At 66.9% G+C, this 13,101-nt stretch carries 11 protein-coding genes and 1 pseudogene; 5 read left to right on the forward strand and 7 right to left on the reverse strand.

What is annotated here, in order from left to right; genetic code table 11:
• Positions 1 to 117 precede the first annotated feature (117 nt).
• The 3 genes from LDO15_RS19920 to LDO15_RS19930 are packed head-to-tail and all read right to left on the reverse strand — an operon-like array spanning position 118 to position 4,938.
• A complete protein-coding gene (locus LDO15_RS19920) occupies positions 118 to 2,157 on the reverse strand; it encodes an ABC transporter ATP-binding protein (RefSeq protein ID WP_276572934.1) in 2,040 nt (679 codons plus the stop codon).
• Positions 2,154 to 3,887, reverse strand: coding sequence for an ABC transporter ATP-binding protein (locus LDO15_RS19925; RefSeq protein WP_223981575.1), 1,734 nt, complete (start codon positions 3,885 to 3,887; stop codon positions 2,154 to 2,156). The genes LDO15_RS19920 and LDO15_RS19925 overlap by 4 nt, the downstream gene beginning before the upstream one ends.
• 52 nt (positions 3,888 to 3,939) lie before the next feature.
• The gene (locus tag LDO15_RS19930) at positions 3,940 to 4,938 is read right to left on the reverse strand and encodes a helix-turn-helix transcriptional regulator (protein ID WP_223981577.1); all 999 of its coding nucleotides are present in this window, start codon (positions 4,936 to 4,938) and stop codon (positions 3,940 to 3,942) included.
• Between the two features lie 449 nt (positions 4,939 to 5,387).
• Between LDO15_RS19930 and LDO15_RS23550 the strand changes: the two are divergent.
• From LDO15_RS23550 to LDO15_RS19940, 3 genes and pseudogenes are all read left to right on the forward strand, one after another.
• A pseudogene (locus tag LDO15_RS23550) lies at positions 5,388 to 5,537 on the forward strand (hypothetical protein); the annotation flags it as partial.
• A 3-nt stretch (positions 5,538 to 5,540) separates the two neighbouring features.
• The gene (locus tag LDO15_RS23555; protein ID WP_346656001.1) at positions 5,541 to 5,720 is read left to right on the forward strand and encodes a hypothetical protein; all 180 of its coding nucleotides are present in this window, start codon (positions 5,541 to 5,543) and stop codon (positions 5,718 to 5,720) included.
• Between the two features lie 16 nt (positions 5,721 to 5,736).
• Entirely contained in the window at positions 5,737 to 6,057 is a 321-nt protein-coding gene (locus LDO15_RS19940) for a carboxymuconolactone decarboxylase family protein (protein ID WP_223981579.1), read from the forward strand.
• Positions 6,058 to 6,157: 100 nt separating this feature from the next.
• Here LDO15_RS19940 and LDO15_RS19945 read toward each other — a convergent pair whose 3' ends face one another.
• Positions 6,158 to 7,333, reverse strand: a complete 1,176-nt coding sequence (locus LDO15_RS19945; protein ID WP_223981581.1) for an ABC transporter substrate-binding protein — start codon at positions 7,331 to 7,333, stop codon at positions 6,158 to 6,160.
• Between the two features lie 290 nt (positions 7,334 to 7,623).
• Between LDO15_RS19945 and LDO15_RS19950 the strand changes: the two genes are divergently transcribed.
• Positions 7,624 to 8,007: a VOC family protein gene (locus tag LDO15_RS19950; protein WP_223981583.1), complete on the forward strand. Its 384-nt coding sequence runs from the start codon at positions 7,624 to 7,626 to the stop codon at positions 8,005 to 8,007.
• 245 nt (positions 8,008 to 8,252) lie between these two features.
• Here the strand turns inward: LDO15_RS19950 and LDO15_RS19955 are convergent, their stop codons facing one another.
• The gene (locus tag LDO15_RS19955; RefSeq protein ID WP_223981585.1) at positions 8,253 to 9,707 is read right to left on the reverse strand and encodes an SLC13 family permease; all 1,455 of its coding nucleotides are present in this window, start codon (positions 9,705 to 9,707) and stop codon (positions 8,253 to 8,255) included.
• A gap of 10 nt (positions 9,708 to 9,717) precedes the next feature.
• Entirely contained in the window at positions 9,718 to 10,836 is a 1,119-nt protein-coding gene (locus tag LDO15_RS19960) for a PrpF domain-containing protein (protein WP_223981587.1), read from the reverse strand.
• A 274-nt stretch (positions 10,837 to 11,110) separates the two neighbouring features.
• On the opposite strand from LDO15_RS19960, the gene LDO15_RS19965 reads away from it, so the two are divergent.
• Positions 11,111 to 12,016 carry a LysR family transcriptional regulator gene (locus LDO15_RS19965; protein WP_223987568.1) on the forward strand — a complete coding sequence of 302 codons (906 nt, stop codon included), beginning with the start codon at positions 11,111 to 11,113 and terminating at the stop codon, positions 12,014 to 12,016.
• Positions 12,017 to 12,074: 58 nt separating this feature from the next.
• On the opposite strand, the gene LDO15_RS19970 is transcribed toward LDO15_RS19965, so the two are convergent.
• Positions 12,075 to 12,995 carry a 2-hydroxyacid dehydrogenase gene (locus tag LDO15_RS19970; protein WP_223981590.1) on the reverse strand — a complete coding sequence of 307 codons (921 nt, stop codon included), beginning with the start codon at positions 12,993 to 12,995 and terminating at the stop codon, positions 12,075 to 12,077.
• Positions 12,996 to 13,101 lie beyond the last annotated feature (106 nt).

Raw genomic sequence — 13,101 nt, forward strand, 5'->3', positions numbered from 1 at the left:
CTTGAAAAATTCCGGGGGAAGGCCGATGACAGCGCATATGTAGACTCCATAAGTTGAAGGCGAGACGTCCTGTGGCCTTATCAATCGTGGACTCGTGGATCCTTCTAGCTGCGTGCCCTAAACCTCCGCCACAGGTGCCGCGAACTGCGCCGCGTACAGCGCCGCATACGCCCCGCCGGCAGCCAGCAGCTGGGCATGGGTCCCCTGCTCCACGATCTGCCCGGATTCCATCACCAGGATGAGGTCGGCGTCGCGGATGGTGGAAAGCCGGTGGGCAATGACAAACGAAGTCCGGTCGGACCGCAGGGCGCTCATGGCCTTCTGCACGAGCACCTCGGTGCGGGTATCCACTGAAGAAGTCGCCTCGTCCAGGATCAGCACGGACGGCCGGGCCAGGAACGCCCGGGCGATGGTGAGCAACTGCTTCTCACCCGCCGAGACATTGGAGCCCTCGTCGTCGAGCACGGTGTCGTAACCGTCCGGCAGGGACCGGACAAACCGGTCCACGTACGTCGCACGGGCAGCCTCGAGGATCTCGGCCTCCGTGGCGCCGGGCCGGCCGTAGGCGATGTTGTCCCGGATGGTCCCGCCGAACAGCCAAGTGTCCTGCAGCACCATGCCCATCCGCGAGCGCAGCTCGTTGCGGGTCATCGCGGTGATGTCCACGCCGTCGAGCGTGATCCGCCCGGCGTCGAGCTCGTAGAAGCGCATCATCAGGTTCACCAGCGTGGTCTTGCCTGCGCCGGTGGGGCCCACAATGGCGACGGTCTGGCCCGGCTCGGCCACCAGGCTGAGCGAAGAGATCAGCGGTTTGTCCGGCGAGTAGGAGAAGGAGACGTTCTCGAACACCAGCCGCCCCCGCCCATCGGAAGGAGCCTCGCCGGGCACCGGGTCGGCCGACTGCTCCTCGGTGTCCAGGAGCTCAAACACCCGCTCGGCCGAGGCCACGCCGGACTGCAGCAGGTTCGCCATGGACCCCAGCTGGGCCAGCGGCTGGGTGAACTGCCGGGAGTACTGGATGAACGCCTGCACATCGCCCAACTGCATCGCCCCCGACGCCACCTGCAGGCCGCCCACCACGGCGATCCCCACATAGACCAGGTTCCCGATGAACGTCATGGCCGGCATGATCAGCCCGGAAATGAACTGCGCGCCGAAGCTCGCCTGGTACAGCTCCACGTTCTTCTGCCGGAACCGCTCCTCCACCTCGCGCTGCCGGCCGAACACCTTCACCAGCGCGTGCCCGGTGTACGTCTCCTCGATCTGCCCGTTCAGCTCGCCGGTGTGTCTCCACTGCGCGACGAACAGCTTCTGCGAGCGCTTGGCGATCACGGTGGTGGTCACGAGGGTCAGCGGAATGGTCACCAAGGCAATGATCGCCAGCGTGGGCGAGAGCAGGAGCATCATCACCAGAACGCCCACGACGGTCAGCAGCGAGGTGACGGCCTGGCTGATGGACTGCTGCAGGCTCTGGGAGATGTTGTCGACGTCGTTCGTCACCCGGCTGAGCAGCTCGCCGCGCTGCACGGTATCGAAGTAGCGCAGCGGCAGCCTGTTGATCTTCGCCTCGATCCGCTCACGCAGCCGGAAGACCGTGCGCTGCACGACGCCGTTGAGAATATAGGCCTGCATCCAGCCGAACGCCGAGGCCAGCACGTACAGCACCAGCGCCCACAGCAGCACCGTGGCCAGCGCGGCGAAGTCGATCCCGGTGCCCGGCGTCAGCGTCATGGCGCTGAGCATGTCCGCCTTCTGGTTCTCCCCGGCGGCGCGCAGCTGGGCGATCAACTGGTCCTGACTCACCCCGGCGGGCAACTGCTTGGACACGACGCCGGCGAAGATCAGGTTGGTGCCCTCGCCCAGCAGCCGGGGCCCGATCACCGAGAACGTCACGCTCACGACGGCGAGCAGCAGGACCAGCGTCAGCCACAGCCGTTCGGGCCGCAGCTCCCCCAGCAGCCGCCGGGCGGACGGGCCGAAGTTCATCGCCTTCTCGGCCGGGATGTTCATCCCGGCAAACGGGCCGCCGCGGCCCGGCCCGCCCGCCGGGCGGGGAATCCGCAGCGGGGCCTGCGCGGCCGGAGCGGCGCCGGGGGTCGTACCGGCCGCGGGCGCGGCGGCGGGGGCCGGCGTCGGCGCCTTGTCGGTGCGGCTCATACCGCCTCCTCCGCCGCGAGCTGGGAGTTCACAATCTCCTGATACGTCTCCGATGTCTCCAGCAACTCCTCGTGCGTGCCGTGGGCGACAATCCTGCCGCGGTCCAGCACCAGGATTTGGTCCGCGTCCGCGATGCTGGAGACCCGCTGGGCGATGATCACCAGGGTGGCCCCCGCGGTGTTCTTCTTGAGCGCCAGCCGCAACCGGGCGTCCGTGGCGGTGTCCAGCGAGGAAAACGAGTCATCAAAGATGTAGAGCTCGGGCCGTTTCACAAGCGCCCGGGCGATCGCGAGCCGCTGCCGCTGGCCGCCGGAAACGTTGGTGCCGCCCTGCGAAATCGGCGCATCCAGCCCGCCCTCCATCTCCCGGACGAAGTCCTCCGCCTGCGCTATCCCCAGCGCCCGCCACAACTCGGCCTCGGTGGCGTCCGGTTTGCCGTAGAGCAGGTTGCTGCGCACCGTGCCGGAGAACAGGTAGGGCTTCTGGGGGACCAGGCCGATGTGCCCCCACAGCAGGTCCGGGTGGAGCTCACGGACGTCCACGCCGTCGATCCGCACCGAGCCGGACGTCGCGTCGAAGAGCCGCGGCATCAGGTTCACCAGGGTGGTCTTGCCGGAGCCGGTGCTGCCGATGATCGCCGTCGTCTGCCCCGCGCGGGCGGTGAAGGTGACGTCCTGGAGCACCGGCTGCTCGGCCCCCGGGTAGGCGAACCCGACGTCGATCATCTCCAGTTCACCCCGGCGCACCGCGCTGCTGACCGGGTGTTCCGGCGGCCGGACGCTGGATTCGGTCCCGAGCACCTCGCCGATCCGGTCCGCCGAGACGGAGGCGCGCGGGATCATGATCGCCATGAACGTGGCCATCATGACGGACATCAGGATCTGCATGAGGTAGCTCAGGAACGCGATCATGGTGCCCACCTGCATGGAGCCGTCCTCGATCCGGAACGCGCCGAACCAGATCACGGCCGTGCTGGAGACGTTGAGCACCAGCATCACGGTGGGGAATGCGAGCGCCATGAGCCGGCCGGCGCGCAGGGCGGTGTCCGTGACGTCCTCGTTGGCGCGGGCAAAGCGGGCGGTCTCCACGTCCTCCCGGACGAAGGCCCGCACCACGCGGATGCCGGTGAGCTGCTCGCGCAGCACCCGGTTGACGGTGTCGATCCGGGTCTGCATGAGCCGGAACAGCGGCACCATCCGGGTAATGATCGAGCCCACCGCAATCAGGAGCACCGGCACGCTGACGGCGATCAGCCAGGACAGCTGCAGGTCCTGCCGGATGGCCATGATCACCCCGCCGATGCATAGCATGGGCGCCGTGACCATGAGCGTGGCGGACATCAGGACCAGCTGCTGGACCTGCTGGACGTCGTTGGTGGAGCGGGTGATGAGGCTGGGCGGCCCGAACCGGGTGACTTCCTGCTCGGAGAACGCGGCCACCCGGCTGAAGATGGCGCCCCGGACGTCCCGGCCCAGGGCCATCGCGGCCTTCGCGCCGAAGTACACGGCGGCGATGGTGCACGCGATCTGCAGCAGGGTAACCATGAGCATCATGCCGCCGACGCGCAGGATGTAGTCCGTGTCCCCCCGCGCCACGCCCTGGTCGATGATGTCCGCGTTCAGGGTCGGCAGGTAGAGCGAGGCGATGGACGCCGCCAGCTGGAAGACGACGACGGCGACCAGCAGCCGCCGCTGCGGCCGCAGGTACTCGACGAGCAGCTTCCAGAGCATCCGGTCTCCACTTCACGCGACACGCACAGTTTCACGCAGAACAATGTGAGGGTCAGTTTACGTCCGGCGGCCGGGAGTAAGCCGGGTTCCTCTCAGGGCGAAGCGATGCAGGGCGGACTCTGGATCTCATCGCATCAGCATGGTCACTCCGGCACATCGCCTTCGGGCGGGTTGGACAGTGCGTGACTAGCGGGAGCCGGGCGGGGAGGGGCTTTCCGGCGTTCCAGCTGGCCAGGAAGTTGAGCTGTTCCTGGGCATGGCTGCCGGGTTCGGCGGTGTAGGCGATGAGCGTCAGGCCTTCTCCGGGCAGTTCGAGGTCGTCGCCGGTGAGTTCGATCTCGCCGACGAGGGGGTTGCGCAGGGTTTTGCGTGCTGTCCGGTGGAAGCGGACATTGTGCCGGGCCCAGCGGGTGGAGAATTCGGTGCTTCCGGCGGCGAGGTCACCGATGAGGCTGTTCAGGTACCGGTCGCGCGGATTGCGGCCGGACTCGGAGCGGAGGGCGGCCGCAAAGTCGTCGGCGAGGATGTTCCAGTCGACGAAGAAGTCCTGTGAGCGGGGATCGAGGAACATGAACCGGGCGAGGTTGAGGGGAAGGGCATCGGGGGCGAGGATGCCGGCGTAGAGGGCGAAGCAGAGGCTGTTCGCTGCCACGATCTCCATGCGTGAGTTCCGGACGTACGCGGGCGTGCCGGTCATCCCGGCGAGAATCCGTTCGACGCTCGGCCGCACTTCGGCCCGTGCCCTGCGGCTGCCGGCCGGACGGGACGGTGCTGCGGCTTTGGCCAGGTCAAACAGGTGGGCCCGTTCGGCCTCATCCAGCTGCAAGGCCCGGGCGAGCGAGTCCAGGACGGAGTCAGAGACTCCGCGCAGGTTGCCGCGTTCGAGGCGGGCGTAATATTCCGTGCTGACACCGGTCAGCAGGGCGACTTCCTCGCGCTTGAGTCCGGCGACCCGCCGCGTCGCGCTGTAGGCAGTCAGGCCGGCCTGGGCGGGGGTGATGCGCGATCTGCGGCTCATGAGGAACTCGCGGACGTCCTTGTTGTTGTCCATCCCCCTACGCTACGACGCCGAAGGAGGCCTCTAACAGGAACTGGCAGTACACCGTACAACAGGCACTCCCCGGGGTCTGAAGGGGCTGGTTTTCTTGAATCAGTTGCTCTTCCCGCTTCGAAAGGACCTCATGCCCGTCTCCGCCGTCAGCCCTTCGATCACGGTGACATCCCTGGCCCTGATCCGGGAGGCCTGCCAGGACGGCCGGTCAGCGCGGCCGGGCGATCGTGCAGGGCTTCATGGAAGGGCTGCGCGCAAGCCTCGGGTGGACCGCGCTGATCCTCGTCATTCTCGTATTAGCCGCCCTGAGGCTGCGCCGTGGTCAAAGAAAACCGTGGTCCAAGGAAAACAGTGACCAAAGGAAAACAGCATGAGACTCATTGACCCGGCACCCACTGCAAAGGCCCCGGCCGAGAGGTTCACGGGAGACGTTTACCTCACCCCGCTCCATGCCGGCGAGGCGCCGTCGAGGCTGGTTGCCGCGTTGGTGCACTTCACCCCCGGGGGCCCGCACCAACTGGCATTCCCACCCACTGGGGCAGACCCTGCGGTGCACCGAGGGCGCCGGGCTGGTCGGCACACGCGACGGGACGGCCATTCTCATGCGCCCCGGAGACACAGTCCACACGCCGCCCGGCGAAGAACACTGGCACGGCGCCGTACCCGCCAGCCTGATGTGCCACCTGGCCTTGGCCGAACACGACAACGGGCAGAGCGCCACATGGCTCGAACCGGTCACCGATCTCGACTACGCGACAGCCCACACCCAAGCAGTCCGATAACCGAAAGGACCGCTCCATGACTGAAACAAGCCAGACCCGCGCTCAACAACTCATCGGCGACTTTGCGCCCAAACTTGTGGACCTCACCGACGGCGTGCTCTTCGGCGACATCTGGGAGCGTAGCGAACTCTCGCCGCGGGACCGCAGCCTCATCACGGTCGCCAGCCTGATTACAAGCGGCAGCACCGACCAGCTGCCGGGACATCTTGCCCGGGCAAAGACCAAAGGCCTGACCGAAACCGAACTCAAGGAGGCCATCATCCATCTGGCCTTCTACGCCGGATGGCCCAAAGCCATGTCCGCAATCGCAGTAGCCAAGGAGATCTTCACGGACTGAGTCTAGTAATCCTTAAACGTACGGACCCTTAACACACGGAAGCATCTTCCGCTCACGGTGAGCGGAAGATGCTTCCAGCTTCGGGCCGATCTGGGGACCTTTAGTCCTTGCCGAGGCCTTGGGCGGAGATCTTCTGCCCGGCCGCGGTCTCGCCGAGAACGCTGTTGAGGGCCGTGAGGTCGAAGATGCCGTTGATGTCGGCCTGCTTGGTGGTGCCGGCGTCGACGCCGTCCTGCAGCAGCTTCTTGTACGTCCCGGCGAGCGGGTCGATCGTGAAGACAATGTTCTTCAGGGACCGGTCGATCACGTCCGCCGGCAGCGCCGAGCCGGACGCTGCCTTCAGCGCGCCGTTGAGGACCGTGGCCTTCTCCCCGGCCGGGGCCGTGTTGAGCCAGGCCACGGATTCGGCGTGGCCCTTCAGGAGCGCCTGCACGGTGGCCGGGTGCTCGGCCGCGAACTTCTTGTTCACGATCAGGACCGTCGTGGGGAACTCGCCGGGCTTGCCAGACAGTGAACCGTCCCACAGGTCCTTCTCATCGACCAGGACCTTCGCCCCGGCCTGCAGGACCAGGCGGGAGGCCCAGGGCTCCGGCAGCCACGCCCCGTCGAGCTTGCCGTCCTGGAACAGTTTCAGGGTCTGGGCGTTCTCGGTGGGGTTGATCGCGACGTCGCCGCCGCCGTCGGTGGAGGTCTTGAACCCCTGCTTGCCGAGCCAGGCCCGCAGGGCCACGTCCTGGGTCCCGCCCAGCTGCGGGGAGGCCAGCGTCGTGCCCTTCAGATCCGCGGCCGTGTTGATGCCCGGCCTAACCACCAGCTGCGCCCCGCCGGCCGCGGCGCCGGCGATGATGCTGACGGACTGGCCGTTGCTCTTGACGTAGGAGTTGATCGCCGGGTTCGGGCCGATGTAGGTCGCGTCGATCGCGCCGGCGTTGAGGGCCTCGATCGCGGCCGGGCCGGCGTTGAAGACCTGCGTGCTCAGCTTCGTCTGGCCCAGCTCCTTCGCGATCAGCCCCCGGCTGACACCGACCAGGGCCGCGCCGTGCGTGATGTTCCCGAAGTAACCCAGCCGCAGCTCGGCGGCCGGACCGGTGTCCGCGGCGGCCACCGCCGGCGCCGCCTCCGGGCTGCGGGACAGCGAGGACGCCACCGCGGCACCGGCCCCGATCAGGAGCACCAGGGCGGTGGCGAGGGCGATCTTGCGACCACGGTGACGGCTAGGGCCTCGCGATTCGCCCGCGACAATGCGGGTGGACCCTGGCTGGTGGTTGGATGTCATGGAAAAGTCCTTCAGTGAATGGGGGTACCCGCCGGGGGCCATGGCCAGTGACCCCAAATGGACGAGGTGAACGGTGATCGGGTGATCGGATGCCATGACATTACGGACGCACCCTGATCCGGATCAAAGGCCGGCGCCACGGAAGGTCAACCGCGGAAACGCGACGTCACCAACGGACACACGACGTCAGGCAGCGTCGCAAACCGTCATCGGCCTCCCGTTATTGCCGGGCCGGACTGTTTAGCGGCGCTTCCTTGCCGGGCCTGCGGCCCGGGTGTAGCTTGGGGCGGATGCTGAGCATCGGCTCGATTGTGATCCGCGTGAACGACCTCGAACGCCAGATGAGATTCTGGCAGGCTGCCCTGGGCTACGAGCCCCGATACGAGCCCGACGGCGACTTCGTCATCCTCCAGCCGCCGGGCGGCGGCGGCACATGCATCTCCCTGGACCGCGTCCCCGCGGCCGTCCAGATCCCGCCGCGCCTGCATCTGGACCTTTACGCGGACCAGCAGGACGCCGAGGTGCAGCGTCTCCTGGACCTGGGCGCCACCCGGGTCGAGTGGAGCAAGCGGCCGGCGGACGCGGACTACGTGATCCTGTCCGATCCGGAAGGAAACCGGTTCTGCGTCGTGGACACCACCGGGACGGGCAACTCCCCGGACCATGCCACGTAGCCGCTCCGCCTGAACGCCCGGTGCGGAGCGACGCCGCCGCTGCGGCGGCACTGGCACGGTCCTGGGGTCAGTGCAGTGGGGCGGCGCGCGTTGCGAATAGGCGACGATCCGGGTGATCATCATTCGCCGCCCCACTGCGGTCTGGTGCCGGCGGACTAGATGTGTCCGGGCATTCTTCCGTGGCGTCCCCGCTGATGGGTACGGTACGTGCCGTTGCGTTGCCGAAATCGCCGCGGCCGGACCGGTTACATGATGCCGGTAGGTACCAGCAGGACCCAGGCGAGGGCCGGCGCCACCAGAACCACGCCTCCGGCATAGGCCATCAGTTGGCGGTAGACGCGCTGCCGGTCGTTCTCACGGGCATTGGCGACGACCAGCGCGCCGTCGGTGGAGAACGGGGAGACGTCCACGACGGTGGCGGCGATGGCCAGTGCGGCTACGGTTCCGGAGGCGCTGAGCGAGCTGGTGGCAAGGAGCGGGCCGGCCAGCGGGATGAACGCAGTCAGCAACGCAGTGGAGGAGGCGAAGGCCGAGCCGACACCAATGACGTAACAGAGGACCAATGCCACCAGCAGCGGCGCGCCGAGTGCCAAAGCTTGCTCTGCGAGGGTGTCGATGACGCCCACGTGCTGGAGCAGGGAGACGTAGGTGATCATGCCGGCCACGAGCAGGACCGTGGACCAGGAGATGCCGCCGATGAACGTTCGGTGTTCCTTGATGTTGACCAGGGCCAGCAGGAGGCCGGCGGAGAGGGCGACGAAGCCGATCGGCATGTGGAAGCCCAGTGTGCACACCAGCATCACCGCGATCAGCGCCAGCGTGAGGATCTGCTGGCCGCGAGGGCGGGTGGGCCGGGCGGTGTCGACGTCGGCATGCTGGCCTCCTTCGCCGTCGCGCAGCTTGCCCAGGAGGGCGAACAGCACGATTGTGAGCACGGACAGGATGAGATTGATGGCGAAGCTGGCGATAAAGAGTGCGCCTTGGGAGACGGGAAATCCGTTCTTCAAGGCGATGTCGTGTACCAGCACACCGGCCACGGACAGCGGGGAAAAACCGCCGGCGTGAGCCCCGTTGATGATGAACGCACCCATCAGAACTGGGTGGATCCGGGATTCGTAGGCGAACCCGATGGCCGCCGGCGCAAGCAACGCGACCGCAGCCGGCGAGAAGGTGCCAAGTGAGGTGAGAGCGGCGGCGATCAGGAAGAACACCCAGGGCAGCAGCATCGTCTTGCCCCTGACAAGGCGCACGCAGCTCTGGACAATGATGTCGATAGTGCCGTTCCTCTGGGCCATGCTGAAGAAGTACGTGACTCCGATGATCGTCAAGACGATGCTGGCCGGGAATTCCTCAAGGATCTGCTTGTCCGTCATTCCAAGCATGAAGTAGCCCACGCCGAAGGACGCGACCAGCCCCATGACGCCGATGTTCAGCGGCCATTTAGTGGCGACGACGAACATTCCGACGAGGATGACGAGCGGGATGATCTGGACGGCGGTCATGGAGTGCTCCGGTTCCGCGGTGGCTGAAGGGTTGAAGATGTCACCCCCCAGCACGAGGGCAATCAAAGCCAGGATCGCGAACCCGGCGGCCACCGCCACCAGTAGGATACGGCGGCGGCGGCGCCGGGACGGACGCGGAGCATCGCTGCCCCGAGTCTCGGCCGCAGCGACAGCGGTGCGGTGCTCAGTCTGGGTCATGATGGTCTCCTCAGCGAGTAGCTCCCGCGAGGGCGGCAGCGACGGCGCTGCCGGGGACCTCGGGGAGATGGATGGTGGTTGTAGCGATCGTGCGGGCCGTACGGTCGACGCCCACGAGGACCGTCCCGTCGTGTTCCTCGCTCCACGTCTCGATCACCCCGGCGGGGGTGCGGAGCCGGAGCGTGCTCCTTGGAGTGTCGCCCGTGAAAGTGTGCATCACGGTGCCGGCGGTGCCGGCGGCCAGGGTCAGGGCGATGCTGCCGGTGATGGCCAGGGCCGGGTGGGGCTTTCCCATGGAGAGCATCATGACGCTGGCGTCGGCGCCGGGGTCCGTCGGGGCGGGGGAAGCTACGATTGCGAGCTTCGGGATGGCCCGGGCCGCTTCGGCTGTCGTGCGGACCAGCCCCATCCGCACAGCTGCCTGCCTCCGGATCTGCTCGAGGGTATCCAGCTGCAGTTCCACTCCGGCGCGCCAGCTGTCGTACCTGGCCGTGTCCAGGCCAAGCTCCTCGGCGCGGACCATCACCACAGGAGCTCCGGCGTCGACCATCGACACGGTCCATCGGGTTCCGCCCGCCATGATCGTGTCAGTGGCCGCACCGGTGGGCAGGAGCGCACCGGTCGTCTTGCCTGCCGGGTCCTGGAAGCCGAGCCCCACAGCGTAGCCAGGGAAGGGTACGCCGGGCATCTGCGCCTCCGGAACCGATGCCAGGGCGCCGGCAGGAGTGGCCACCCGCTGGACGATGATTTGGTTGGTGTTCGTGTTGCGGGTGACGATCCGGGTGACGTCTCCAGTGGGGATCACCCACCCCTTCTCAATGGCATATAGCCCCACCACCGCAGAACCGTTCCCGCAATTGCTGCCCCAGTCCACCGAGGCCTCTTCGATACCGACCTGCGCGAAGGTGTATTCAACGTCGACGTCGTCGCTGACGGGCCGGTGCAGGATCACGGCTTTGCTGGTTGTTGATGTCGCCCCGCCGACGCCATCGATCTGGCGGGGGTCCGGGCTGCCGAACAGCCGCGGAAGCAGCACATCGAGGCTGCAGCCGCCCTCCTGAAGACTCTCCGCATCAAACACCCAGCATTTGCTGGTGCCTCCGCGCATCCATCGGGCTTCGATCTCCATGGTATTTCCCGCTTCTCCTCGTGCCTCAGATTTGAATGAGGACCTAGAAAGAGATTGAGCCAGATCACATCTTTAGACAATGTTCAATTTTCACGGGGGGATGTAGAATTACTTAATTCATTCAGGCCGCGCGGACTATTTTCCCGTCCCTCCAGCAGCCTTGTCCGGATTAGTGCACGATGTCCCGGGTGGAGCCCGCGCCGCGACAGAAAATGAAACAAATTGGGAGAAGGGTGAACCTTTGCTTAACGACGAAGGTCAGGACTTGTTCGATATGAGGCGGCTGGCGCTACTGCTGGAGGTGGTGGAGCAGGGCTCCATCACGGCCGCGGCCGAGCTCATGATGTACACGCCCTCGGCCGTCTCCCAACAGTTGCGCAAGCTCGAACAAGAAGTGGGCCAGCCTCTCCTCACCCGCCGCTCCCGTGGGGTGGTGCCCACCGAGGCCGGCCAGGTGCTGGCCGGCCACGCCCGCAAGATTGTCTGGCAGATGCAGGCAGCCCGGTCTGACCTCGGCCAGATTGCCGGTCTCAAACGGGGTTCCCTGACCGTGGGCACCTTCCCAACCCTGGCAGGATCCTTCCTGCCCATAGTCATCCGGACCTTTAAAAAGCGCTATCCGGCCATCAGCCTTTCCTTGCGCAGCGCCCGCTTCGATGAACTGGTGGCAGATCTGCAGTCCGGGGTCACGGGGCTGTGCCTGCTCTGGGACTACCCATGGAATCCCTTCCAGGACGACTCCATCCGCGTAACAGAAGTCTTCCGGGAGAGCACCGTTATCCTGGTGGCCCGCAGCCACCCACTCGCCGACCGGGAGCAGGTACGCATGGAGGACCTGCGCAACGAGTCCTGGATTGTGCGCGCCGAGGCCCACCCCGTGGTTGAGGTTCTGCTGCGTTCCGCCCACGACGCCGGGTTCGAACCCGAGATTGCCTTCCTAGCCAACGACTACCAGGAGGCCCAGGCCATGGTCAGCGTGGGAATGGGAGTGGCAATGGTACCCAAGACCGCGGTGGCGCTTCAGCATCCTGACGTGAAGGTGCTGAGCCTGGGTTCCGCTGCCCCGCTGCGGCGGGTTCTGCTGGCGCAGCGCGAGGACAAGGTCTACGCCCCGGCCGAGGTGGCCTTCCACTCCACTCTCTTGGAAATCGCCCGCGAACGAGCCACGGATTATCTCTAGCTGCTAACGCAGTTGCGCGGGCACATCGCGCCCGGATGCGGTCGATTACGTAGCCGGCCTAGCCGTTCAGCACCACGTTCGCCGGCGGCTCCCCCGCCAGCATGAGCTCGATCTGCCGCTGGAGCAGCCGGCCCATCCGTGGCCGCATCGCCGAACTCGCCCCGCCGACATGGGGGCTGATGATGACGCCCGTGGTCCGCCACAGCGGATGGTCCTGCGGCAGGGGCTCGGGATCGGTGACATCGAGCGCGGCGCGGATCCGGCCCGACGCGGTGTGCCGGACCAGGGCGTCGGTGTCCGCCACGGGGCCGCGGGCCACGTTCACCACCAGGGCGCCGTCCGGCATGGCCGCGAGGAAGACATCATCAATGAGGTGCCGGGTGGAGTCGCTGAGCGGAACGCCCACCACCACGATGTCGTGCTCCGGCAGCAGGGCGTGGAGTTCCGCGATGCCGTGGATCGGGCCGCGCTCGTCCATCCGTTCCCTGCTGGCCACCCGGGTCACGCTGGTCTCGAACGGCAGGAGCCGGTCCTCGATCGCCTTGCCCACCCCGCCGTAGCCCACAATCAGGACGCGGCGGTCCGCCAGGCTGGCGGTGGGCCGGGCATCCCACCGGCCCTCCTGCTGGCTCAGGATCAGGCGGGGGAATTCGCGCTGGCTGGCAAGGATCAGGGCGAGCGCCAGCTCCGCGGTGGAGGTTTCGTGGACGCCGGCCGCGTTGGCGAAAACCCGGCCGGACGGCAGGAAGTCCGCCACGCCGTCGTACCCGATCGACTGGCTCTGGACCAGGGCCGTGTCCACGGCCGCCAGGCTTTGCAGGACCTGCGGGCCGCCCATGTAGGGCGGCACCACGATGTCGATCCGCGGCTGCGGCGGCGCGCCGGCGAGGTCCCACTCCAGGACGGTGACGTCCGGGTGCGGCCGCAGGTATTCCCGCAGCGATGTATCCGGCAGGCTGACAGTAATATTCCGGGTCATAAGTGCCAGCGTAGTAGAGCCGGCGCCGGTGCCCCGAGCCGTGGACGTCCCTGACATTCGGACGCCGTTCGGGATAGGGTCCACAACAACAGGCGTTGAAGTGCCG

The sequence above is a fragment of the Arthrobacter sp. NicSoilB8 genome, assembly GCF_019977355.1.
Classification (GTDB): domain Bacteria; phylum Actinomycetota; class Actinomycetes; order Actinomycetales; family Micrococcaceae; genus Arthrobacter.